General features: G+C 65.4%; 13 protein-coding genes. 12 read left to right on the top strand and 1 reads right to left on the bottom strand.

What is annotated here, in order from left to right:
• Positions 1-191 precede the first annotated feature (191 nt).
• Positions 192-1,769, bottom strand: coding sequence for a propionate catabolism operon regulatory protein PrpR (prpR, locus tag XcuCFBP2542_RS16910; protein WP_372372344.1), 1,578 nt, complete (start codon positions 1,767-1,769; stop codon positions 192-194).
• A 173-nt stretch (positions 1,770-1,942) separates the two neighbouring features.
• Here prpR and prpB point away from each other — a divergent pair, with 173 nt between their 5' ends.
• The 12 genes from prpB to pbpC all read left to right on the top strand — a co-directional run bounded on the left by prpB (position 1,943) and on the right by pbpC (position 24,765).
• Positions 1,943-2,839 (top strand): methylisocitrate lyase, encoded by an 897-nt coding sequence (prpB, locus tag XcuCFBP2542_RS16905; RefSeq protein ID WP_104605162.1) that lies wholly within the window; start codon positions 1,943-1,945, stop codon positions 2,837-2,839.
• A 76-nt stretch (positions 2,840-2,915) separates the two neighbouring features.
• Positions 2,916-4,070, top strand: coding sequence for a bifunctional 2-methylcitrate synthase/citrate synthase (gene prpC / locus XcuCFBP2542_RS16900; protein WP_104605160.1), 1,155 nt, complete (start codon positions 2,916-2,918; stop codon positions 4,068-4,070).
• Positions 4,071-4,221: 151 nt separating this feature from the next.
• Positions 4,222-6,816, top strand: coding sequence for a Fe/S-dependent 2-methylisocitrate dehydratase AcnD (acnD, locus tag XcuCFBP2542_RS16895; protein WP_104605158.1), 2,595 nt, complete (start codon positions 4,222-4,224; stop codon positions 6,814-6,816).
• A gap of 88 nt (positions 6,817-6,904) precedes the next feature.
• On the top strand, positions 6,905-7,147 hold the full coding sequence (locus XcuCFBP2542_RS16890; protein ID WP_104605156.1) for a type II toxin-antitoxin system ParD family antitoxin: 243 nt from the start codon (positions 6,905-6,907) through the stop codon (positions 7,145-7,147).
• Positions 7,144-7,461, top strand: coding sequence for a type II toxin-antitoxin system RelE/ParE family toxin (locus tag XcuCFBP2542_RS16885; RefSeq protein WP_104605154.1), 318 nt, complete (start codon positions 7,144-7,146; stop codon positions 7,459-7,461). The genes XcuCFBP2542_RS16890 and XcuCFBP2542_RS16885 overlap by 4 nt, the downstream gene beginning before the upstream one ends.
• A gap of 81 nt (positions 7,462-7,542) precedes the next feature.
• On the top strand, positions 7,543-8,742 hold the full coding sequence (gene prpF / locus XcuCFBP2542_RS16880) for a 2-methylaconitate cis-trans isomerase PrpF (protein ID WP_104605152.1): 1,200 nt from the start codon (positions 7,543-7,545) through the stop codon (positions 8,740-8,742).
• A 404-nt stretch (positions 8,743-9,146) separates the two neighbouring features.
• Positions 9,147-11,363, top strand: coding sequence for a TonB-dependent receptor (locus XcuCFBP2542_RS16875; protein ID WP_104605150.1), 2,217 nt, complete (start codon positions 9,147-9,149; stop codon positions 11,361-11,363).
• Between the two features lie 76 nt (positions 11,364-11,439).
• Complete coding sequence (locus tag XcuCFBP2542_RS16870; RefSeq protein ID WP_104605148.1) at positions 11,440-12,432, top strand: nucleoside hydrolase; 993 nt, start codon at positions 11,440-11,442, stop codon at positions 12,430-12,432.
• Positions 12,433-13,003: 571 nt separating this feature from the next.
• Positions 13,004-17,905, top strand: a complete 4,902-nt coding sequence (locus XcuCFBP2542_RS16865; RefSeq protein ID WP_208800478.1) for an alpha-2-macroglobulin family protein — start codon at positions 13,004-13,006, stop codon at positions 17,903-17,905.
• A 360-nt stretch (positions 17,906-18,265) separates the two neighbouring features.
• Positions 18,266-21,232, top strand: coding sequence for a TonB-dependent receptor (locus XcuCFBP2542_RS16860; RefSeq protein WP_104605144.1), 2,967 nt, complete (start codon positions 18,266-18,268; stop codon positions 21,230-21,232).
• A gap of 74 nt (positions 21,233-21,306) precedes the next feature.
• Entirely contained in the window at positions 21,307-22,254 is a 948-nt protein-coding gene (locus XcuCFBP2542_RS16855) for a glycerophosphodiester phosphodiesterase family protein (RefSeq protein WP_104605142.1), read from the top strand.
• 99 nt (positions 22,255-22,353) lie between these two features.
• The gene (pbpC, locus tag XcuCFBP2542_RS16850; RefSeq protein WP_104605140.1) at positions 22,354-24,765 is read left to right on the top strand and encodes a penicillin-binding protein 1C; all 2,412 of its coding nucleotides are present in this window, start codon (positions 22,354-22,356) and stop codon (positions 24,763-24,765) included.
• Positions 24,766-24,940 lie beyond the last annotated feature (175 nt).

Here is a 24,940-nt window from a genome sequence, read left to right as displayed (position 1 = left end):
GATCTGGTCTTTGAGTTCGGGGCTGTAGCGGGCCATCGGGCTCTCCATCTGAGGATTCAGGGGAGCGGACAACTATCGTGACATGGGGGGGCACCGTCAATTACGCGATCAACCAGGCGACCGGTCACTTGAGCACGGGCGATACCGAGTACACGCGGGTCAAGTGATCGCTGCGTGCTGGCGCCTGCATTTCAGGCAGGTAATGCCGCCGCGTGTGCCTGCATCCAGCGCCACAAGGTGGTGCGCGAGACGCCGAGTGCCTGTGCGGCGAGGGCGCGATTGCCGTTTGCGCGATCGAGCGCTGCGCGGACTGCTGCTGCAGTGAGGTGCATGCGGGAGGTCGCAAGGTCGGTGTGGTCGGCTGCTGCCGCGCCGTCGCTCATGGGCAGATCGAACAGTTCTGGTGCCCAGCGTTGCAATTGATCCAGGCCCAGGCTGTCGTGCGGTTGCGCTTTCCAATGGATGCACAGGCGCTCGACCAGGTTGCGTAGCTCGCGCACATTACCCGGCCAGGTGTGCCGTTGCAGCCGCTGCAGCGCTGCCGGAGACAATGGCGATGGCAGCGTGCCGAGTTGCTGGAAGTAATGCGCCAGCAGTAGGGCGATCTCTGCGGGGCGGTTGCGCAGCGCCGGTAATGCGATGCGTAGCGCTGCCAAGCGATAAAAAAGGTCGCGGCGGAAGCGCCCTTGCTCGACCAGCACCTGCAGCGGTTGCAGGCTGGCGGCGACCACGCGCACGTCCACCGCTACCGGCAGCGTGGCGCCTACGCGCAATACTTCGCGCTCTTCCAGAACGCGCAGCAGGCGGGTTTGCAGTGGCATCGGCAGTTCGCCGATTTCGTCGAGAAACAGCGTGCCGTCCTGTGCGGCTTCGATAAGGCCGGTGTGGCCACCACGGCGCGCGCCAGTGAAGGCGCCATCGCTGTAGCCGAACAATTCTGCTTCCAGCAACGACTCGCTGATGGCGCCGCAGTTGATGGCAACGAAGCGGCCGCGACGCCGGCTGCCGGCGTGCAGCTGGCGGGCGATCAGTTCCTTGCCGGTGCCGGTCTCGCCGCTGATGAGCACAGTCCCCGAATGGGGGGCATATAACTGCACCAGTTCGCGTGCCTGCCGCATGGGGGCATCTTCGCCAAGCAGGGCGTCGTCGCGGCGCACGCGGCGTGTGCGGCTGCGCGTGGTCAGGCGCTGTGGGCTGGTGGAGGCGCTGCTCAGCGTGATGGCCTGCTCCAAGGCTTCGCGCACCGATGCGGCCGAATACAGCAATACGCCGGGCAGGCCGGCCTGCTCGGCGAAATCGATCGCCATGCCGGTGCCCACGATGACCTGGGTGCCGGCCGTGCGCAGGTCGGCAATGCAGTCGCGCGCGTCTTCGGCAGTGACGAACCGGCGGTGTTCGATGTCCAGGTCGAAACTGGTCTGGAAGGCATGAAACGAAGGTACGTCGCTGGCATGCGTCACCACGCCGATGCGCGGAGCGATACGGCGCGCGCGCGCCAGCGCTTCCATCAGGTCGAAGCCGGTCGCCTGGATCGGTGCCAGCGGCAACGCCAGGCGGCTGCGCAGGTAGGCGGCGTTGGAGCCGCCGGCCACCAGCGCGTCGCAACGCTCGCGGCGCAGGCGCTGGCCAATGACCTCGACGGCTTCGGCAAAGCCCAGGTTGATCTGCTCGATGCGCGCACGCTGGTCGAATTCGGGGATGACATCGGCCAGCAGGCCGGTCAGCCGCGAGACGCTGACGGTCCAGATGGTAGGTGGGGTGGACTCCATGGAGTCGGTCGGTGGAATGCTGTGCATTGGTCAGTCGTGTTTCGTTATTGTTTCATGCTGCAGCAGATGTTTCGTTCATGCAACACTAGTGGCGGGTTGACCACGTAGAATCAATGGCTTGCCGTTGGCATGGCCTTTGCGCATTGTCCCTCCATCTCACCGCAGGAATCGCCATGACGTCTTCGCCTACCGCCACCGCCGGCACGCGCTTTCGCGCAGCACTGGCTGCCGAGTCGCCGCTGCAGGTCATCGGCGCGATCAATGCCAATCATGCGCTGCTGGCGCAGCGTGCCGGCTACCAGACCATCTACCTGTCCGGCGGCGGTGTGGCGGCCGGTTCGCTCGGGTTACCGGACCTGGGCATCAATACGCTGGAAGACGTGCTGATCGACGTGCGCCGCATCACCGACGTCTGTGCGTTGCCGCTGCTGGTAGACGTGGACACCGGCTTCGGGCCGAGCGCGTTCAATATCGAGCGCACCATCAAGTCCCTGATCAAGGCCGGCGCGGCTGGCTGCCATATCGAAGACCAGGTGGGCGCCAAGCGCTGCGGGCACCGGCCGGGCAAGGAAATCGTCAGCCAGGGCGAGATGGTGGATCGGGTCAAGGCAGCGGCCGATGCCAAGACCGATCCAGCGTTCTTTTTGATCGCGCGCACCGATGCGATCCAGATGGAAGGCGTGGAGGCGGCCATCGAACGCGCCATTGCCTGCGTGGAGGCTGGTGCGGACGGCATCTTCGCCGAGGCCGCCTACGATCTGGAGACCTACAGGCGCTTCGTCGATGCGGTGAAAGTGCCGGTGCTGGCCAACATCACCGAGTTCGGCAAGACGCCGTTGTTCACCCGCGACCAGCTCGCGCAGGCCGGCGTGGCGATCCAGCTGTTTCCGTTGTCGGCCTTCCGTGCGGCCAACAAGGCGGCCGAGCAGGTTTACATGGCCATCCGTCGCGATGGGCATCAACAGGCCGTGCTGGACAGCATGCAGACGCGCGAGGAGCTGTACGAGCGCATTGGCTATCACGATTACGAACAGCGGCTGGATGCGCTGTTCGCACGCAAAGGCGCATGATTGCACCTTGCTGCGTCCACGATTCTTTAGCTTTGTCCGTGACTTCGCAACACGCCACCGTTTGGGAGCTCATCGCATGAACGACACCGTCATTCCCGGCTTCAAGCCGAAGAAATCCGTTGCCCTGTCCGGCACGGCCGCCGGCAATACCGCCTTGTGCACCGTGGGTCGCAGCGGCAACGACCTGCACTACCGCGGTTACGACATTCTCGATCTGGCTACCACCAGCGAATTCGAGGAGATCGCCTACCTGCTGGTGCACGGCAAGTTGCCCAACAGCGGCGAGCTACGCGGCTACAAGGCCAAGCTACGCTCGCTGCGGGGCGTGCCGGCGGCGGTGAAGGCGGCGCTGGAGCAGCTGCCGCCGTCAGCGCATCCGATGGATGTGCTGCGGACTGGCGTCTCGGTGCTGGGCTGCCTGCAACCGGAAAAGGACGACCACCATCATCCGGGCGCGCGCGATATCGCCGACAAGCTGATGGCCAGCCTCGGCTCGATGCTGCTGTACTGGTATCACTACAGCCACAACGGCAAGCGCATCGAAGTGGAGACCGACGACGATTCGATCGGTGGGCATTTCCTGCACCTGCTGCATGGGTTCGCGCCCAAGGATTCGTGGGTGCGTGCAATGCACACCAGCCTGATCCTGTATGCCGAGCACGAGTTCAATGCGTCCACGTTTGCCTGCCGCGTGATTGCCGGTACCGGTAGCGACATGTACAGCGCCATCGCTGGTGGCATCGGTGCGCTGCGCGGCCCCAAGCATGGCGGCGCCAATGAAGTGGCGTTTGAAGTGCAGAAGCGCTACGACACGCCCGATGAAGCCGAGGCCGATATCAAGGCGCGGGTGGAGCGCAAGGAAGTGGTGATCGGTTTCGGGCACCCGGTGTACACGGTGTCCGATCCGCGCAACAAGGTCATCAAGGACGTCGCGCGCGAGCTTTCCGACGAGCAGGGCAGCCGCAAGATGTACGACATCGCCGAACGCCTGGAAACGGTGATGTGGGACATCAAGAAGATGTTCCCGAACCTGGATTGGTTCAGTGCGGTGAACTACCACATGATGGGTGTGCCGACGGCGATGTTCACCCCGCTGTTCGTGCTGGCGCGTACGGCCGGTTGGAGCGCACACATCATCGAGCAGCGCGTGGATGGCAAGATCATTCGGCCGTCCGCCAATTACACCGGCCCGGAAGATCAGGTGTTCGTGCCGTTGGATCAGCGTTCGTGAAAGTCGCTGTTTGCGAGCGGCCCTCATCCGTCCTTCGGGCACCTTCTCCCGCTTTGCGGGAGAAGGGAGGGTGGCGAGCAGCATGGGGTGAGTAGCGAGACCAGCAACAGCAACAGCAACAGACCCCACCCGCTTTGTGATATCGCCAGCCATGAATAGCCAGTACCGCAAGCCCTTGCCAGGCACCTTGTTGGAATACTTCGATGCACGCGCCGCCGTCGATGCGTTGCAGCCCGGCGCGTATGAGGCATTGCCATACACCGCGCGCGTGCACGCGGAAAACCTGGTGCGCCGCGCCGAACCGCAGATGCTGGACGCCTACCTGCGCCAGCTGATCGAGCGTAAGCGCGAGCTGGATTTTCCGTGGTTTCCGGCGCGTGTGGTCTGCCACGACATTCTTGGGCAGACCGCGCTGGTGGACCTGGCAGGCCTGCGCGATGCCATCGCCGAGCAAGGAGGCGACCCGGCCCAGGTCAATCCGGTGGTGCCGGTGCAGCTGATCGTGGACCACTCGTTGGCGGTGGAATACGCAGGGTTCGACAAGCAGGCATTCGCCAAGAACCGCGACGTGGAAGATCGCCGTAATGCCGATCGTTTCCATTTCATCGAATGGACCAAGCGCGCATTCGAGAACATGGAAGTCATTCCGCCGGGCAACGGGATCATGCACCAGATCAATCTGGAGAAGATGTCGCCGGTGATCTACACACTGGACGGCGTGGCATTTCCCGATACCTGCGTGGGCACCGACAGCCACACCCCGCATGTGGATGCCTTGGGTGTGATCGCGGTGGGCGTAGGCGGGCTGGAAGCGGAAAACGTGATGCTGGGGCGCGCCTCGTGGATGCGCCTGCCCGACATCATCGGCGTGGAGTTGACCGGCCGGCCGGCGCCGGGGATCACCGCCACCGATATCGTGCTGGCGTTGACCGAGTTCCTGCGCCAGCAGCGTGTGGTGGGCGCCTACCTGGAGTTCTTCGGTGCCGGCGCCAGTGCGTTGACCATCGGCGACCGCGCCACCATTTCCAACATGACCCCCGAGTTCGGTGCGACGGCGGCAATGTTCTACATCGACCAGCAGACCATCGATTATCTGCGCCTGACTGGTCGCGACGATGCACAGGTGGCATTGGTGGAAACCTACGCACGCCACACCGGCTTGTGGGCGGACGACCTGGTGACGGCACACTACGAGCGCGTGCTGCAGTTCGATCTCTCCAGCGTGGTGCGCAACATGGCTGGCCCGTCCAATCCGCACAAGCGCGTGGCGACCAGTGAGTTGGCGCAACGCGGCATCGCAGGACGCTGGGAAGAGGTGCCGGGTCAGATGCCCGATGGCGCGGTCATCATCGCGGCCATCACCTCCTGCACCAATACCTCCAACCCGCGCAACGTCATCGCCGCCGGCCTGCTGGCGCGCAATGCCAACGCGCGCGGCCTGGGCCGCAAACCGTGGGTCAAGAGTTCGCTGGCGCCGGGGTCCAAGGCCGTGCAGCTGTATCTGGAAGAAGCCGGCCTGTTGGGAGAACTGGAGCAGCTGGGCTTCGGCATCGTGGCCTTCGCCTGCACCACCTGCAACGGCATGAGCGGCGCGCTGGATCCAGCCATCCAGCAGGAGATCATCGAGCGCGATCTGTATGCCACCGCCGTGTTGTCAGGCAACCGCAATTTCGACGGGCGTATCCATCCGTATGCCAAGCAGGCCTTTCTGGCCTCGCCGCCGCTGGTGATTGCCTATGCGATCGCCGGCACGGTGCGCTTCGATATCGAGAAGGACGTGCTGGGTGTCGATGCCGATGGTGTACCGGTCACGCTGAAGGACCTGTGGCCGAGCGATGCGGAGATCGACGCGGTGGTGGCGCGCAGCGTCAAGCCGGAGCATTTCCGCAGCGTGTACGAGCCGATGTTCAAGCGCAGTGTGGGGCAGGGCATGCAGGTCAGCCCGTTGTACGACTGGCGCCCGCAAAGCACCTACATCCGCCGCCCGCCGTATTGGGAGGGCGCGCTGGCCGGTGTACGCACCCTGCGCGGCATGCGGCCGCTGGCGGTGCTGGGCGACAACATCACCACCGATCATCTGTCGCCATCGAGCGCGATTCTGGCCGGCAGTGCGGCCGGCGAGTATCTGGCGCAGATGGGCGTGCCGGAAGAAGATTTCAATTCCTACGCCACCCATCGCGGCGATCATCTCACCGCGCAGCGTGCCACCTTCGCCAACCCCAAGCTTGTCAATGAAATGGCAGTGGTCGATGAGCAGGTCACCGCCGGTTCGCTGACGCGGCTGGAGCCGGACGGTCAGGTGCTGCGCATGTGGGAAGCCATCGAAACCTACATGGCGCGCAAGCAACCGCTCATCATCATTGCCGGTGCCGATTATGGGCAAGGATCCTCGCGCGATTGGGCGGCAAAAGGTGTGCGTCTGGCGGGCGTGGAAGTGATCGTGGCCGAAGGTTTCGAGCGGATTCACCGCACCAACCTGATCGGCATGGGCGTCTTGCCGCTGGAGTTCAACGCCGAAACCAATCGCAAGACGCTGGGTATCGATGGCAGCGAAACCTTCGATGTGGCGGGCGAACGCACGCCGGGTGCCACGCTGACACTGTCGATCCATCGGCGCAACGGCGAGCAGCTGCAGGTGCCGGTGATCTGCCGGCTGGATACTGCCGAGGAAGTCTCGATCTACGAAGCCGGTGGTGTGCTGCAGCGGTTTGCGCAGGATTTTCTGGAAGCGAGCAAGGTGGCCTGAGGCAGGCCCGTCCAGCGGCCCTGCTGCGGCTTGCTGGCGGTGCTTCCAGCAGGCACACTTTGGCAATCTTTGCCATTGGAGAGCGTGGATGGCCACCATGAACATCTCGCTGTCGGACGAGCTCAAGGCATTTGTCGACCAGCAGGTTGTGGAGCATGCCTATGGCTCCAGCAGTGAGTATCTGCGGGAGCTGATCCGCCGGCAGCGCGACGCGCAACAACTGCGCGCCGTGCTGTTGGACGGCGCCAACTCCGGGCCCGCCGTTCCGATGGGCACTGAATTGTTCGACACGCTTCGGGCACGTGCCCACGCGCGTGACGCAAGCAAGTGACGTCGGCGCGTTGGCGCCCGCTGGCCTTGCAGGATGTGAAGGCCGCTGCGGCGTGGTACGGCAGTGCGGCTGGGACGCAGCGCGAACTGGCCTTCATCAAGGCGCTTGAGTCCGCAGTGGCGATGATTGCGCTTCACCCCGACGTTGGATCCAGCCGCTACGCCATGTTGCTGCAGTTACCGGAGATCCGTTCCTGGCCATTGAAGGGATACCCGTATTTGTTGTTCTACACCGCACACGCGGACGATATCGTCATCTGGCGTGTGCTGCAGATGCAGCGCGATATTCCCGCATGGATGATGGATTCCCCCTAGCGGTGACGGTATGCCGTCACCTTGCCGGCGTGGTCACCGATACCGTATCAGCCACTGCTCGTTCTACGACATCACGACGCCATGACCCATCTTCCCCAACTCCGCATCCCTGCCGCCTACCTGCGCGGTGGCACCAGCAAGGGCGTGTTCTTTCGTCTGCAGGATTTGCCCGCAGCGGCGCAGCAGCCCGGTGCTGCACGCGATGCGCTGTTGCTGCGGGTGATCGGCAGCCCCGATCCCTATGGCAAGCAGATCGATGGCATGGGCGGGGCGACGTCGAGCACTAGCAAGAGCGTGATCGTCTCCACCAGTACGCGGCCGGGTCATGATGTGGACTACCTGTTCGGGCAGGTGTCCATCGACAGCGCGTTCGTGGATTGGAGCGGCAACTGCGGCAACCTGTCGGCGGCGGTGGGGCCGTTTGCGATTGCCAATGGCCTGGTCGATGCCGCAACGCTGCCGCGCGATGGCGTGGCAACGGTACGGATCTGGCAGGCCAATATCGGCAAGACCATCGTGGCGCACGTGCCGATGACCGATGGTCAGGTGCAGGAAACCGGTGACTTCGCATTGGATGGGGTGACCTTTGCGGCGGCCGAGGTACAGCTGGAGTTCCTGGACCCGGCCGACGATGCCGAAGGCGAGGGCGGGGCGATGTTTCCCACCGGCAACCTGGTCGACCAGCTGGATATTCCCGGCCTGGGCCGGCTCGATGCAACGCTGATCAACGCCGGCATCCCGACCATCTTCGTCAATGCGCGCGATTTGGGATATACCGGCACCGAGCTGCAGGACGCCATCAATAGCGACCCGCGTGCGCTGAGCCTGTTCGAGACCTTGCGTGCACACGGTGCGGTGCGGATGGGCTTGATCGCGCACCCGGCAGAGGCGGTCACGCGCCAGCACACGCCCAAGGTGGCGTTCGTTGCGCCGCCTGCGGACTACATCGCTTCCAGCGGCAAGGCAGTCAAGGCAGCCGAGATCGATCTGCTGGTGCGAGCGATGTCGATGGGCAAGCTGCATCACGCCATGATGGGGACTGCGGCGGTTGCCATCGGTACCGCGGCGGCAGTGCCGGGCACGCTGGTCAATCTGGCAGCCGGCGGTGTGGCGCGCCCGGCGGTGCGGTTCGGGCATCCATCGGGCACCTTGCGGGTAGGCGCCGAGGCGACACCGGTGGATGGGCAGTGGCAAGTCACCAAGGCGCTGATGAGCCGCAGTGCGCGCGTGCTGATGGAAGGGTGGGTGCGGGTGCCAGGTGGTATCGCCGAGGTCGAGTGATTGGCGCAAGGGGCGTCTTGCCTTCCAGGCAGGTGGCGTGTGTGCGGCATGTAGCGTGCCGGTAGCACTGGGCGCTGCGACCAGTATCTGGGTAGTGAGTCTTGATTGCACGGTGTGATCTGGGGCGGCGGACGCACCTGCGATGCGGTGGGGCGCGCGTCGAGGTGTTCTTGCGAGAAAACCGTCTTGCTGGGACCGCTGGGACTGCTTGTCGCGCTCAGGCGCGCTCCTACCCGGCTGACGGGAGAGGTTTATGGCTGCGTTGCATCAATTAGAGCGCTTCGCCTGGGGGTGTAGACTTTTTTGCACGCGATCTGTTGAAGTTGTGTAAATTGTGTTAATTATGGTGCATTGCGGCATGCAGGCCAGGCAGCCGCCCTGCCACCAGAACTTGGAGTCTTCCCATGTCAGCCAGCCGGTCGCTCAAGATCAGCGCGCTTGCCGTCGCCGTCGCGTCTTTCCTCCCACTCCACGCTGCTGCGCAGCAGGCTCCCGGCGACGACGGTGTCGTACGTCTGGAGGCGGTCAAGGTCACGGTCGAACGCCGTTCGGAAGATTCCAAGGACGTGCCGGTGTCGGCCAGCGTGCTGCGTCCGGAATTCCTGGATGCCATTGCCACCAGCGGCTCGGACATCCGCGTGCTGGCCGGTAAGGTGCCCAGCCTGAACATCGAATCGTCCAATGGCCGCGTGTTCCCGCGCGTGTACATCCGCGGCTACGGCAACACCGACTTCAATACCTACGCTTCGCAGCCGGTGTCGTTGATCTATGACGACGTAGTGCAGGAAAACGCCTTCCTGAAGGGCTTCCCGATCTTCGACCTGGAAGGCCTGGAAGTGCTGCGTGGCCCGCAGGGTACGCTGTTCGGCCGTAACACGCCGGCCGGCGTGGTCAAGTTCAATTCGGTCAAGCCGACCATCGGCGCCAATGACGGCTACGCCAGCCTGTCCTACGGCACCTACGGCACCATGACCCTGGAAAGCGGCCTGAGCATCGCGATGGGCGACCACTGGGCGGCGCGTCTGTCCGCCCTGGGCCAACGCCGCGACGACTGGGTGGAAAACCGCGACGGCCGCGACCTGGAAGGCTATACCGACTCGGCCGTGCGCCTGCAGTTGCTGTACCAGGCAAGCGATGATTTCAGCGCGCTGTTCAATGCGCATGCCCGGCACCTGGACGGCACCGCGCGGCTGTTCCGCGCCAACATCATCCAGCCCGGCACCAACCAGCTGGTGGATGGCTTCGATGCGGAAAAATCCTTTATCGACGGCGCCAACACACAGGAATTGCAGACCTACGGCGGCAGCGCCAACCTGACCTGGGACCTGGGCGACATCGCGCTGCACTCGATCACCGCCTATGAAGGCATCGGCAAGTACTACAGCCGTGGCGACATCGACGGCGGCTTCGGCGCGGTGTTCGCACCGCCGTCCGGCCCGGGCGCGATTCCGTTCCCGGTGGAAACCGCCGGTGGCATCAAGAGCCTGGACCAGTTCAGCCAGGAGCTGCGTGCCGAATCGCAGTACGAAGGCCCGCTCAACTGGCAGGCCGGCCTGTACTACTTCCACGACGATGTGGAAGGCGAGAACTACACCTACAACACCTTCAGCGGCGGGGACCTTGCCAGCTACCAGCTGACCCGCCAGCGCAACACCTCGTGGGCGGCGTTCGGCTCGTTGAATTATGCGGCCACCGACCGCCTGAACCTGCGCGCGGGCATCCGCTACACCTACGACAAGAAGACCTTCGACGTGCTGGCGCTGGATCGGGTCACCCTGGTGGAGCCGTCCAGCGGCGAGACCGACAACTCCAAGGTCACCGGCGACCTGGCGGCCACCTTCGCCCTCAATGAAGACGTCAACGTGTACGCACGTGCCGCACGTGGTTTCCGTGGCGCCAGCTTTGGCGTGCCCTCGGGCACCGCGCCGCTGACCGTGGCCGAGCCGGAGACGGTGGATTCGTTCGAGATCGGCGTCAAGTCCGACCTGTTCGACAACCGTGCACGCCTGAGCTTCGACATCTACGATTTCCGCGTGAAGAACCAGCAGCTCACCGCGGTGGGTGGCGCGTCCAACGACGTGCGCCTGCTCAATGCCGACAAGACCAAGGCGCGCGGTGCCGAATTCGATTTCGAGGCGCTGCTCACCCAGAACCTGCGCGTGACTGCAGGTGGCGCCTACAACTGGACCCGCATCGACGACCCCAGCCTGTCGGTGGGCGTGTGCCGCACCTGCACCGTGACCGATCCGATCAACGCGGCTGGCCGCGCGCTGATCGACGGCAACGCGCTGCCGCAGGCCGCCAAGTGGATGGCCAATGCCACCCTGCGCTACGGCATCCCGATGGGTGACGATGGCGAGCTGTTCTTCTACACCGACTGGTCCTACCGCAGCGAAGTGAACTTTTTCCTGTACGACTCGCGTGAGTTCATCGGCCAGCCGCTGGTCGAGGGCGGCGCCAAGATCGGCTACAACTGGGGCGCCGGTGCGTACGAACTGTCGGCGTTCTGTCGCAACTGCACCAACCAGATCCGCGTGACCGGCGCGATCGACTTCAACAACCTCACCGGCTTCATCAACGACCCGCGCATCGTCGGTGCGCAGTTCCGCGCCAATTTCTGATCGGCGCCGGCGTGTAGCAGCACTCAGCCGCCGGCGATCCTGCCGGCGGTTTTTTTATGGCAGCAGGAGTAGCGACATGCAGTGGATCCGGCAACGCGTATGGGTGATGGTGGCGATGTGGTGCACGTCCACCGCCGCGTGGGCGCAGCGTCCTGCACCGGCCGAACCGCGCGCAGACGTGCCGCTGGCAGCCGAGAAGGTGGTGGTGTCCACCGACATCGGCGACGACATCGACGATGCCTTCGCGTTGGCCCTGTTGCTGCGCAGCCCGCAACTGGATGTGCTGGGGATTGCCTCGGCCTGGGGGGACACCCGCTTGCGTGCGCAGTTGTTGCAGCGTGTATTGCAGCAGGCCGGGCGCGACAAGATTCCGTTGGCGGTGGGGGTGCCCACCACCAGCACGATCGCCTTCAGCCAGGCGCGTTGGGCCGCCAAGGGCCAGCTGCCGGCGGGGTTGCCGGACGCGGCGGCAATGATCCTGCAGCAGGCGGGTCGCCACCCAGGGCAGGTGACCCTGCTGGTGCTGGGTCCGATGACCGATGCCGCGCTGGCGCAGCAACGCGACCCTGCCGGCTTTGCCAAGCTCAAGCGCATCGTGGCGATGGGGGGCTCGGTGCGGGTGGGCTACGGCAAGTCCGCGTATCGCCCGGCCAGCGCGCCGGCTGCCGAGTACAACATCGTGTCCGATGTGGCTGCTGCGCAGCGCGTGTTCGCGGCGGGCGTGCCGATCGTGCTGCTGCCGCTGGATGCCACCCAGATCACGTTGGAAGAACCCGAGCGGATAGCCTTGTTCGCGCACGGCGATGGCCTGACCGACGCGCTGACCCAGCTCTACTACCAGTGGCGCAACACCGACCAGCCCTGGGCCAGCGCCACGCCAACGGTGTTCGACGTGGTGCCGGTCGCCTGGTTGCTGCGCCCCGCACTGTGCCCGACCATCCCGCTGCATCTGGACGTGGATGCGCAAGGATATACCCGCGAAAGTGCGGGCACGCCGAACGTGCAGGTCTGCCTGCGCCTGGACAAGCCGGCGTTGATTGCGTTGTATATGCGACAACTGCTGCGCTGAGATGTCTGCTGCGGCGTGGCCAGGGAAGCGCAGGTGCTGTCGGTACTGCGCCGCTCCGGTGCGGCGGTGTAAACCGCCCCTCATCCGCCCTTCGGGCACCTTCTCCCGTCAACGGGAGAAGGAGAGTCATGCGCTCTCCCGTCAACAGGAGAGGAGAGTCATGCGCTTTGTGGTGGTGCAAGCCTTCGCAACTGACGGAACTCAATTGCACTTGCAGAACCTGCATCCAATAGGCAGCGAAATTGTTTCCACGCGTGCGAGGCAGCATCACGCCGGCGTGCGAGACACAGCGCGGCACTTCTTCTCCCGCGTGCGGGAGAAGGTGCCCGGAGGGCGGATGAGGGGCCGTTGAGGACATTCCCACCAGCCCAGGAGCACCGAGTCGGGCCACCCGGCTGCAGGTTGTCTGCGCGCAGCTGATCCAACGGCCACCACGCGTTCTTTGCCCGAAGTCGCGAGAAGACGCAGGGCGGGCAGCCTCTGCCGCCACGCAGCGCATGCAGGTGAGGCGCGTCGCTATACTGGTGGTCTCAGTCATGGGGTAGCGCGAATGGACAGCCGGGAATCAGGGATGAGGGCGTCGGGCATGCGGCGCATGGTGCTGTGGGTGGTCTTGCTCACGGTGGCGCTCGGCAGCGTGGCCTGCAAGCGCAACGAAAGCGGCCAGCTACCGGCCGCCAGCGGCGAGGCAATCAAGGGCGACACGCAGGCCATCACCGGCTTTGCGCTGGCGCGCGCCTATCCCGACCAGACCAGCGATGGCGTATCGCTGGCGCTGGAATTCTCCCGGCCGTTGGTTGGGACGCAGGATTTCGATGCGCTGGTGCGTTTCGAGGAAAAGGTCGGTACCGGTGACAGCAGCTGGTCGCTGTCCGACGACGGCAAGACCCTGCGCTATCCGTATGTCGAGGCCGCCAAGGACTACACGGTGCTGATCGACGCCAACCTGCTGGCGGCCGACGGTAGCCGGCTGGGCAAGCCGCTCAAACAGAAGGTCTATACCGGCCAGTTGCAACCGGTGGCCGGGTTTGCCTCGCAGGGCAGCGTGCTGCCGGCGCGCGAAAGCCGCGGCCTGCCGGTGGTGTCGGTCAACGTGCCGGAAGTGGACGTGGAATTCCTGCGTGTGCGCGAGAAGTCGCTGCCGGCGTTCTTCCAGCATTTCCAGCGCGGCGGGCGCCGCGGCAGCTGGGAGCTGGAAAGCGAATACAGCGGCAAGCAGCCGTTGTCCAAGCTGGCCGACCCGGTCTACGTCAATCGTTTCATCCTGGGCGGCAAGCAGAACGAGCGCGTGCTGACCTACCTGCCCACGCAGGACATCAAGGAGCTGCAGGAGCCTGGCCTGTACTTCGCGGTGATGAAGCGTGCCGGCAGCTTCGGCAACGAATTCGATACCGCCTTCTTCACCATCAGCGACATCGGCCTGCACACGCGCGCCTACAAGGACAAGCTGTTCGTGCACACCGCCTCGTTGCAGAGCGGTGAGCCGATCAAGAACGTGGAAGTGCGCATTCTGGATGCCAAGGGCGAGCTGTTCCTCAAGGGCGCCACCGACGGCAACGGCAATGCGTTGCTCAACTACACGCTCGATGCTGGCCATGTGCTGGTGGCGCGCAGCAAGACCGATCTGTCCATGCTGCCGTTCAACCAGCCGGCGCTGGATCTGAGCGAGTTTGCGGTGGCCGGGCGGCAGAGTGCGTGGTTCGACGTATTCGCCTGGGCCGGGCGCGACCTGTATCGCCCCGGCGAGACCATGCGGGTCTCGGCGATCCTGCGCGACAACGACGGCAAGCCCACCAAGCCTCAGCCGGTCTTCCTGCGCCTCAAGCAGCCGGACGGCAAAACGTTCCGCGAAACCAAGCTGCAGCCCGGCGAACAAGGCTATTTCGAGTTCACCCAGCAGATTCCCGCCGATGCGCCGACCGGCCGCTGGCAGGTGGAGTTCCGCACCGACCCGGCCAGCAAGGACGCCGTACAGGGCATGACCGTGCGTGTGGAAGAGTTCCTGCCCGAGCGCATGAAGCTGGACCTGGACAGCACGCAGAAGACCTTGAGCGCCGGCCAGCCGTTCAAGCTGGTGGCCAATGCCGCGTATCTGTATGGCGCGCCGGCCGATGGCAACCGCTTCACCGCCAAGCTGGCGGTGAGCGTGGAGCAGCACCCGCTGGAGTCGTTGCCGGGCTGGTTCTTCGGCGACCCCACGCTGGAGCTGCCGCGCGAAGCCAAGGACGTGATCGAAACCGAGTTCGGCGGTGACGGCATCCTGCGCGAAGACATCGCGCTGCCGGCCGAGGCCAAGCCGGTCAGCACGATTGCCGCGGTGGTCTCCGGCAGCGTGTACGAGACCGGCGGACGTACCGTCACCCGCACGCTCAAGCGCGTGCTGTGGCCGGCCAAGGCGCTGGTCGGCGTGCGCCCGTTGTTCGACGACAAGGACGGCGCCGATGCCAATGCCAACGCGCGCTTCGAGATCACCCGTGTGGATACCGATGGCAAGCCGCAGCCGGCCAAGGGCCTGAAGGCCACGCTGGTGCGCGAGCTGCGCGACTACCACTGGAACTACACCGACGACCATTGGGATTACGACTTCACCCGCCGCTTCGAGAACAAGGACACGCGCATCATCGACGTGGCCGGCGGCAACGCCAAGCTCGATTTTCCGGTGGAATGGGGCGAGTACCGCCTGGATGTGTTCGACCCGGCCACCGGGCTGACCACGCGCTACCCGTTCCGCGCCGGCTGGAGCTGGAACGACGAAAATCGTGGCCTGGACGCGCGCCCGGACAAGGTCAAGCTGGCCCTGGACAAGACCGGCTACCGCGCCGGTGACACGCTCAAGGTGACGCTGACCCCACCGCATGCCGGCAAGGGCGTGCTGCTGGTGGAAAGCGACAAGCTGCTGTACGTGCAGGACATCGACGTCAAGCCGGGCAGCACGTTCGAGATTCCGGTGACAGAAAGCTGGGAACGCCACGATGTCTACGTCACCGCGCTGGTGCTCCGCGGCGGCACCGCTCCCAGCAAGATCACGCCCGCACGCGCCGTGGGCGTGGCGTTCGTGCCGATGGAGCGCAAGGCCCGCCGCGTGGCAGTGGGCCTGTCTGCGCCCAAGCAGATGCGCCCGGAGCAGCCATTGCCGGTGACGGTGAGCGTGCCCGAGCTGGCAGGCAAGGCCGCACACGTGACCATCTCGGCGGTGGACGTGGGCATCCTCAACATCACCCGCTTCCCGGTGCCTGATGCCAACGCGCAGTTCTTCGCGCAGCGGCGCCTGGGCACCGATGCCTACGATATCTACGGTCGGGTGATCGAAAGCTTCGAAGGCACCAGTGGCAAGCTCAAGTTCGGTGGCGACATGGCACTGGAAGCGCTGCCGCAGGCCAAGCGCCCTACGGCGCGCGTGCAGACCGTGGACCTGTTCTCCGGCTCGGTGAAACTCGACGCCCGTGGCAATGCGCGCGTGCAACTGCCGGTGCCGGATTTCAACGGCACCCTGCGGGTGTCGGCGTTGGTCTACTCGGACACGCGCTACGGCAACCACGACATGGAAACCATCGTGCGTGCGCCGATCCTGGCCGAGGCCAGCATGCCGCGCGTGATGGCGCCGGGCGACCGCAGCACGGTGACGCTGGACGTGCAGAACTTTACCGGCAAGCCGGGTGAGTTCAGTGTGCGCGTGGACGGCATCGGCCCGCTGGCGATTGCCGAGGCGGCGCGCAGCATCAAGCTGGCCACCGATGCCAAGCAGACGCTGAGCTTCCCGCTCACCGCCACCGAAGGCTATCGCGTGGCCAAGGTGCGCGTGCGCGTGGATGGTAACGGCTTCAAGGCCGACCGCAGCTACGAGTTGCCGGTGCGTGCCGGCTGGCCGCAGGTGCTGCGTGCGCAGACGCGCGTGCTCGACCCGCTGGCACCGATCACCCTGGACAGCGGCTTTGCCGATGGCCTGATGGCCGGCTCGGTCACCGCGCGCATGGTGGTCAGCCCACTGCCACCGATTCCGTTCGCCAGCGCGCTGCAGGGCGCGCTGGAGTATCCGTACGGGTGCGCCGAGCAGACCACCAGCAAGGGCTACGCGGCGCTGTTGCTCGACGACGCCACCGCCAAGGCACTGGGCACCCAGGGGTTGGAGGCGGCCACGCGTCGCGAACGGATGGAAGGCGCGTTCGGGCGGCTGGCGTCGATGCAGATCGCCAGTGGGCATTTTTCGATGTGGGGCGACGACGGCTATGTCAATCCGGCGCTGACGCCGTACATCGCCGAGTTCCTGCTCGACGCCAAGGATGCCGGTTTCACGGTGCCCGACAACGTGTTGCAGAAGGCGCTCAATCGCCTGAGCGAAGATCTGCTCTCCGGCGGCAATGAGTTCTATGGGCAGGACCGCCGCGACAATCTGAAGTTCGCCAACCAGGCCTGGTCCGGTTACGTGCTGGCACGTGTCAACCGCGCCCCGCTGGGCACGCTGCGCGCGCTGTACGACAACCAGCGCGACAAGGCGCTCACCGGCTTGTCACTGGTGCACCTGGGTGCGGCACTGTCGCTGCAGGGCGACACCAAGCGGGGCGAGGCGGCGATCAAGGCTGGCTTCGCCAAGGACAGTTCCGAGCGGCCGCCGTATTTCGGCGACTACGGCAGTGCAATCCGCGACGATGCCTTGATGATGGCCCTGCTGCACGAACGTGGCCTGTCCAAGCCCGAGTACGACACCCGCGCAGTGGCCCTGGGGCGTGCGCTGGATGCACGCCGCGCTGGTGGCCCATTGTGGCTGAGCACGCAGGAGCAGGTGGCACTTGCGCGCCTGGGCAAGGCCTTGATGGTGGGGCAGGGCAAGCAGGTGTCCGGCACGCTGACCGTGGGCGGCGACGCCCAGCAGATCGCTCCGGCACGGGTGTTCGGGCGCAGCTTCGACAGCGCCGCGCTCGCACGGGGGGTGCAGTTTGCACCGCAGGGCGAGGCGCCGATGTACGCCAGCCTGGAAGTGGCCGGCATCCCGCGTAGCGCACCGGAGGCAGATACGCGCCACCTCAGTGTGGAGCGCAGCTGGTACACCACCGACGGCAAGCCGTGGACGCCGCGCGCACTGAAGGAGGGCGAGGCGCTGATCGTGCGCGTCACCATCACCGCCAACGAGGCGATGCCCGACGCCTTGCTCACCGATCTGTTGCCGGCCGGCCTGGAGATCGAGAACTTCAACCTGGGCGACGCCAAGCAGTGGGCTGATGTGGTGGTGGACGGTATCGGCATCTCCGAGCGTTCCAGCGCCGCCGACATCAAGCACGAAGAGTTCCGCGACGACCGCTATGTGGCCGCGCTGGCACTCTCCAGGGGCAGCAAGGCACAGGTGTACTACCTGGTGCGTGCAGTCACGCCGGGCACCTACACCGTGCCGCCGTCGCTGGTGGAAGATATGTACCGGCCGGAACTGCGCGGGGTGGGGCACACCACTCCATCCACCATCACGGTGGTGCAGCCGTAAGGCGATGCGTTGGTCCTTCTCCCGTCGGGACATTGTCCTCCTTCATGGAGGAGAAGGTGCCCCGCAGGGGCGGATGAGGGTCGGTGCGGAGCCTGGTGTGATCGATTGCCGAGCGGCTTCGCCCCGTCCCCTCACCCCAACCCCTCTCCCGCCGGGAGAGGGGCTTTGATCGCCCGCAGCAGGAGTGAAGCGCCGCACTGACGGTTGTTTCGACTCCGACGACCTGCTTCGTATCTGGCGATGCCGCTACGCATTGTCTTGGCCTTGAGATGCGAGCGAAACGCAGGGGTCATTTCCATTGGCTACGGTGGCGTGCTTTCTCACAGGCGTGGTGCTCTTGCTACGCGATCACGGGATTCCATGCAGCGCTCCGATTCGTGCCGTTTTCACTTGTCCGTTCTCGCCGTCGCCATCGCGGCATGTTCGCCAGCATTGCAGGCGCAGACCAACGCGACGTCTGCTAGCGCAGAGCGCACCGTTGCATCGTCGCCCGCATTCTCTGTAAATCCCGCAGGCGCCAGCGCGGCACCGGGCGATGCGGTGGGCGCACAATCGCTCGCGTCCTCAGGGGAAGTATCCAACGCCGCCGCACCGGCCGCCGCAACCAAAACCGGCGTGCAGACACTGGATGCCATGCAGGTCACCGGCGTACGGCGCGCCAACGCAGCAGCGGTGGAAAGCAAGCGTGCGGCGACCAATATCACCGACGTCATCAGCGCCACCGATGTGCGCGCACTGCCCGACAGCACCATTGTCGAAGCGCTGCGTCGCGTACCGGGCCTGTCGGTGTTGCCTGCCACTGACAACGAACATCCGCGCGATGAGGCGGCTACTCCGGTCTTGCGTGGTCTCGGGCCGTCGTACAACAACGTCACCATCGACGGGCTGACCATCGCCTCGCCGGGCACGCCGAACGGCACGCTCGGTTCGATCACGCGTGGCGTGCGGCTGGATCTGCTGCCGGCTTCGATGGTCAGCGAATTGCAGGTGGTCAAGACCTTCACGCCGGACCTGGATCCCAACGCCACCGGTGGTGCGATCAACGTGAAAACCCGCAGCGCGTTCGAAAACGGCGGCAAGCCGTTCTTCAGTGCCGAAGCCGCACTGGGACACGCCAACGACGTGGGCAAGCCGCGCGACCAGGACGATCTTGGCTACCGGTTGAATGCCACCGGCAGCCGCACCTTCGGTAGCGAGCAGCAGTACGGGCTGACCTTGTCGGCCAACTACCAGACGCTGAGCAGCTACACCGAAACCCACATGACCACCGACACAGTGCATTACGGCTTCTACGACGCCAACGGTGTGCTGCAGACCGGCGCCAATCTCGGCAATGGCTGGGCCGTGCCGCAGCAGGACAAGTACTGGTACGTGCAAAACCAGCGCGACCGCTATGGCGTCACCGGCAAGTTCGAAATGCGGCCCAGCGCGGCGCTGGAAGCGTACGCCATGGCCGGCTATTACTCCTTCAAGGACGACATGCAGCGCAACGAAGTCATCATCGACCCGCGCAATCGCAATCAGGTGTTTGACCAGACCGCGACCTCCGGTCGCTATCCGGGTGGAGATATCGAGGTGGGTTACTCAAACCAGATCATGACCACGCAGACCAAGGTGGCCCAGCTGGGCACGCTGTGGCGGCCCAGCGATCGGCAACAATTCTCTGCGCGCGGCGCGTGGTCGGATGCCACCTACGACGAGCCGATCCGCATGATTAAATACGCCACCGGCATCACGCGCCCGGCGCCGGTGCCGGTGGGGCAGACCGGCAATGGCGTGAGCCTCAATGCCACGCCAAATTATGCGTTCAACTACGACACCTCCGGGTTCGACCAACGCTTCGCCGTGTCGCCGCAGGCTTACACGAATCTGGACAACTACAGCCTGTCGTACTGGCGGCCGGACTACAAGCGCACGGCCGCCGATCGCATCCTCACCGGTCGGCTCGATTATGGCTTCAATCAAGGCGAAAGCGATCAAGGCATTGGCTTTGCAGCGGGCGTGTCCTACACCACCGACAAACCGTCCTACGACATCTACCGTGTGGAATATCAGCCCAATCGCAGCGCGCCCGCGCTCGGCCTCGCCGATGTGGTCGGCAGCGGCAGGGCGCCGATGCGCTATGTGGGGTTGAACCTGCTCAGCATCGATCCGGACAAGGCCAATCGCGTGCTGGCCAGTACGCCATTGAGCGCTTTCAACAGCACCGACCAGCAGGCCTTCAGTAACCAGGACAACTTCACCCATACCGAAAAGACCTTCGGCAGCTACGGCCTGGTGAGCTATCGCAGCGACCGGCTCAATGTGCAGACCGGCGTGCATCTGGACAGCACCAGGCTCGACACCGTCGGTCGCCAGCGGCAGCTGGACACCGCCAGCAACCGCTATGTCTATGTCGATCATCCGACCAGTGCGGAGTACGACTATCTGCTGCCGTCGGCCGTCATGACCTACCATCTGACCGACGCGCTGGACCTGCGCGCCGGTGCCAGCCGCACGCTCGGCCGGCCGCCTTACGATGCGTACGCCGCACGCACCTCGATCGGCTTCGTCAACACGGCCGACGCCGGCAACCCGAATGCGCAAGGCGTCACGGTCACCATCGGCAACCCGGACATCAAGCCGCGTGTGTCCAATAACCTGGATTTGTCGCTGGAATGGCAGCTGCCTGGCGATTTCGACGCGTTCGCTGCGGCGGCGGTGTTCGACAAACGCATCCAGGATGAAATCTTTACGCTCTCGCGCACCGACAGTTACACCTTCGATGGCACCACCTACGCCAATGCGATGATTAGCACACCGGCCAATGCTGCCAAGGCACGCATCCGCGGTGTGGAGTTCAATGGCATCGTCAATACGCTATCCCCGCTTGCGCCCTGGTTGAGCGGCGTCGGATTCAGCGCCAATCTGGCGCTGCTCGATGGCAGCCTGGATGTGCCCTACAGCGTCGGCAGCGGCGGCGCGGTGACCCAGCGCGAACGCACACTCGACAATCTGGTCGGCCAGCCGGACTACACCGCCAATGCCACGCTGTTCTACAACACCGGTGGCCTGGAACTGCGCGCGGCCTACAACCGGCAGGGCAAGGCGCTACGCGCCATCGTCAGCAATATCGATTGGCAGGATCTGTACTGGTCGCCACGCTCGCAACTGGACTTCACCGCCACCTACGCGGTCAGCAAGCAGTTCAGCCTGGTCGGCCAGGTCAGTAACCTCACCCATAGCCGCATCACCAGTGTCACCGGCCCCGGGCAGAACCTGCTCAAGGACAGTTACTCGGTACCCACGACCTATTGGGTTGGTCTGCGGTTTACCCCGGCGTTTTGATCCAGCAGCATCACGCAGCACGGTGAGGCTGGTAGATGCACAGCGATTTATTTCCCTCAAGCGGAGTCGTTTCGATGTCCTTGCATTCTGTCACCGCCCTTGCCGCATCGGTGTGCGCGGCCATGGCCACCCCCGCTACTGCAGCGCCCAACGGCGTGGCCGCCATCCAGGCACGCTTGAGCAATCCGCAGGGCGGCATCGTGGTCGTGGCCCATCGCGGGTGTCATGCGCCAGCACCTGAACACGGTTTCGCCGATACCGCGCCGGAGAACTCCTTGGCCGCACTGGAGCGCTGCATCGCGATCGGCGCCGATGTGATGGAAACCGATGTGCGACGTGCCGCCGACGGCACCCTGGTGATGCTGCACGACGCCACCGTGGACCGCACCACCGACGGCACCGGCAAGCTGTCCGAACTGACCCTGGCGGACCTGCAGAAGCTGCGCCTGCGCAGCGACGAAGGCGGCGCGCAGGCGCCGCTGACCGACCAGCGCGTAGTCACTTTGGAGCAGATGCTGGCCGCGTCCAAGGGCCGTATCCTGCTCAATCTGGATGTCAAAGATGCGATCTACGTGCAGGTGGTCGATGCGGTGGCGCGTTTGGGGATGCAGCACCAGGTGATCGTCAAGGCCGAAGCCGGCATCGCCACGCCACCACTGGCGGGAATGGCGCCGTTCAACACCGTGTACTTCTTCCCGATTCTGCTCAATGCACACGGCACTGCCGATCTGGCGGCGATCGCCAAGGCGCAGACGCGCAATGCGCGCCCGATGGCGTTCGAGTTGCCCAGGATGGCCGCCGCGCAACTGCCCGCGCTGACCGCGGTGAGCAAGGCGCACAGCGTGCGGTTGATGGTCAACTCGCTGTGGGAAGGCTTCATCGTCGGCTACGGCGGCGATGCCGATGCAGTACGCGACCCGGACAAGGTCTGGGGCCGGCTGTACCGCGACGGCGTGAGTATCATCCAGACCGATGCACCGGAAGCCTTGCTGCGTTATCGCGCCACGCTGGAAAAACGCTGAGCCAGCGGCGGGTGTCAGTAGCGAACCGATAGCCTGTGGGCAGGCGGTGCGAGCGCGTAGCAGTGGCCGAAACACGTTTTGCCCTGCATGCTTGGCACAATGGACGAACAACCGCCGGCGCAGACCTGGATGGACCGCACGCAGCCGCGTCCGCCTGCGCGCAAACAACCGGCCCGGCGTGGTCGCCGCTGGCTGCGCTGGAGTGCGGCGGCCCTGCTCACCGGGTTGCTGGTGCTGGACCTGGCCTTCCCGCTGCCGCTGCCCGAATCGCGCGATACCTCCACCCTGGTGGTGGCACGCGACGGCACGCCGTTGCGCGCGTTCGCCGACCGCAACGGGGTGTGGCGCTATCCGGCCACCCCTGAGACGGTGTCGCCGCTCTATCTGCAGGCGTTGCTGAACTACGAGGACCGCTGGTTCTGGCGGCACCCCGGCATCAATCCATGGGGCCTGCTGCGCGCCGCTGGGCAGTGGCTCGGCAGCGGGCGCATCGTGTCCGGCGGGTCCACCCTGACCATGCAGGTGGCACGCATCCTGGACCCGCATACGCGCACGCCGTGGGGCAAGGCCAAGCAGCTGCTGCGTGCGATGCAACTGGAACTGCATCTAAGCAAGCGCGAGATCCTCACCCTCTACCTGGAGCGCGCACCGTATGGCGGCACCATCGAGGGCGTGGAAGCAGCCAGCTGGGCCTATCTCGGCAAGCCGGCCAAGGCGCTCTCGCAGGCCGAAGCGGCCTTGCTGGCGGTGTTGCCGCAGTCGCCCAGCCGGCTGCGCCCGGACCGGCACCCGGAGGCGGCGCAGCGCGCGCGCGACAAGGTGCTCGACCGCATGGTGGAACTGGGCGTGTGGTCGCGCGGACAGGTGGACGATGCGCGCATCGAGCCGGTGGTGACCCGGTCGCTCAAGCCGCCGCTGCAGGCGGCCTTGCTGGCGCAACGCCTGCACAGCGCACAGCCGCGCGCCGCACGCATCGTCACCACGCTGGATGTGGAGCTGCAGCGCACGCTGGAAGAACGTGTGGGCACGTATTTTTCGCAATTGCCCGAACGGACCTCGGCGGCCCTGCTGGTGGTCGATAACGCCACCATGGAAGCGCGCGCCTACGTGGGCTCGGCCAGCTTCGGCGACCGCAAACGGCTGGGGCATGTGGACATGGTGCAGGCCTGGCGCTCGCCTGGCTCCACGCTCAAGCCGTTCCTCTACGGCATGGCACTGGACGATGGCCTGGTCCATTCGGAAAGCCTGCTGGTGGACGCGCCGCAAAGCTTCGGCGATTACCGGCCCGGCAACTTCGATGCCGCCTTCAATGGGCCGGTGAGCGCGGCCACTGCATTGCGCCTGTCGTTGAATGTGCCGGCAGTGGATCTACTCGATCGCATCGGCCCGGCACGCTTTGCCGCGCGGCTGTCCAATGCCGGCATTGCGCTGCACTTCCCGCGTGGCACACCGCCATCGCTGGCGCTGATCCTGGGCGGCACCGGTGCGCAATTGCAGGAGTTGGTAGGCGCCTTTGCGGCGTTCAATCGTGGCGGCATTGCCGGGCATGTGCGCTATACGCCGGACGATGCGCAGATCAACCGCCGGCTGATGTCGCCCGGTGCTGCCTGGATCGTGCGCGAGATCCTGCAGAGCAACCCACGCCCCGGCTACGGCAGTGGCACCTTCGACACCGCCGCGCGCCCGGGCGTGGCCTGGAAGACCGGCACCAGTTATGGCTACCGCGATGCCTGGGCGATCGGTGGCACGCGTCGCTATACGGTGGGCGTCTGGGTAGGGCGGCCGGACGGCACGCCGCTGCCCGGGCAATACGGCGCGGTGACGGCATTGCCGCTGATGTTCGAGGTCATCGATGCATTGCCGCGCAATGCCGGCGACAGCGTGCCGGTACCGATGCCTGCGACGGTGCAGCCGGTGGAGATCTGCTGGCCACTGGGGGGGGCGGCCCAGCAGACGCCGCCGCCGCTGTGTGCGCGCCGGGCCGAGGCCTATACGCTCGATGGCGCGGTGCCGCCGACCTTCGCCGACCGCGATGCGCGGCTCTGGCAGAGCGGCCAGCTGCGGTTCGAGGTGGACGCGCGCAGCGGCCAGCGGCTGTCGCAGGAATGTACCCAGCCGCATCAGCGGCAATCGCGTGCGTTGGCGCGTTGGCCGGCGCTGGTGTCGCCTTGGCTCAGCGCGGCCGAGCGCACGGCTGCGCAGTTGCCACCGTTGGCCGCCGACTGTCTGCCCGATGGGCGCATGACCGGTGGCGGCGTGCTGCGCATCGAAGGGGTGAGCGACCGTGCCACCCTGGCACGCGCAAACGACAGCGTCCGCCCGGTGCGATTGCAGCTGCGCGCGTTGGGCAGCGAAGCGCGCATCGATTGGCTTCTGGATGGCCGCTGGATCGCCCAGACCAGCGGACGACAGGGATTTCAGCGCGATTTCGCGGAGGTGGGACAGCACACGCTGACCGCGATGGCCGGCGATGGCGCCTGGACCCAGGTACGGTTTCGCGTACTACGTTGATTCCATCATCGACGGACGACTCACCCACGCGCAATCTGTAGGAGCGCACCCGGGCGCGATGGAGCGTTACCGTGAAAGCTTCGTCGCGCCCGGGTGCGCTCCTACGGGGGGGCGAAGCACATCAGGCTTGGAGGCACTTGCCGATCCCGCCTTCCAACATGTCGGCCAATGCGTC

This window comes from Xanthomonas cucurbitae (assembly GCF_002939885.1).
Lineage (GTDB): Bacteria > Pseudomonadota > Gammaproteobacteria > Xanthomonadales > Xanthomonadaceae > Xanthomonas > Xanthomonas cucurbitae.
The sequence above is the reverse complement of the archived record's forward strand: the minus strand, read 5'-3'. Positions and strand labels throughout refer to the sequence as shown.

Excerpts from the sequence above, each read along its gene's own strand:
- prpF (WP_104605152.1), top strand. The coding sequence starts at position 7,543 with ATGACCCATCTTCCCCAACTCCGCATCCCTGCCGCCTACCTGCGCGGT.
- XcuCFBP2542_RS16860 (WP_104605144.1), top strand. The coding sequence starts at position 18,266 with ATGCAGCGCTCCGATTCGTGCCGTTTTCACTTGTCCGTTCTCGCCGTC.
- XcuCFBP2542_RS16870 (WP_104605148.1), top strand. The coding sequence starts at position 11,440 with ATGCAGTGGATCCGGCAACGCGTATGGGTGATGGTGGCGATGTGGTGC.
- pbpC (WP_104605140.1), top strand. The coding sequence starts at position 22,354 with ATGGACGAACAACCGCCGGCGCAGACCTGGATGGACCGCACGCAGCCG.
- XcuCFBP2542_RS16875 (WP_104605150.1), top strand. The coding sequence starts at position 9,147 with ATGTCAGCCAGCCGGTCGCTCAAGATCAGCGCGCTTGCCGTCGCCGTC.
- acnD (WP_104605158.1), top strand. The coding sequence starts at position 4,222 with ATGAATAGCCAGTACCGCAAGCCCTTGCCAGGCACCTTGTTGGAATAC.
- XcuCFBP2542_RS16855 (WP_104605142.1), top strand. The coding sequence starts at position 21,307 with ATGTCCTTGCATTCTGTCACCGCCCTTGCCGCATCGGTGTGCGCGGCC.
- XcuCFBP2542_RS16865 (WP_208800478.1), top strand. The coding sequence starts at position 13,004 with ATGAGGGCGTCGGGCATGCGGCGCATGGTGCTGTGGGTGGTCTTGCTC.
- prpC (WP_104605160.1), top strand. The coding sequence starts at position 2,916 with ATGAACGACACCGTCATTCCCGGCTTCAAGCCGAAGAAATCCGTTGCC.
- prpR (WP_372372344.1), bottom strand. The coding sequence starts at position 1,769 with ATGGAGTCCACCCCACCTACCATCTGGACCGTCAGCGTCTCGCGGCTG.
- prpB (WP_104605162.1), top strand. The coding sequence starts at position 1,943 with ATGACGTCTTCGCCTACCGCCACCGCCGGCACGCGCTTTCGCGCAGCA.
- XcuCFBP2542_RS16890 (WP_104605156.1), top strand. The coding sequence starts at position 6,905 with ATGGCCACCATGAACATCTCGCTGTCGGACGAGCTCAAGGCATTTGTC.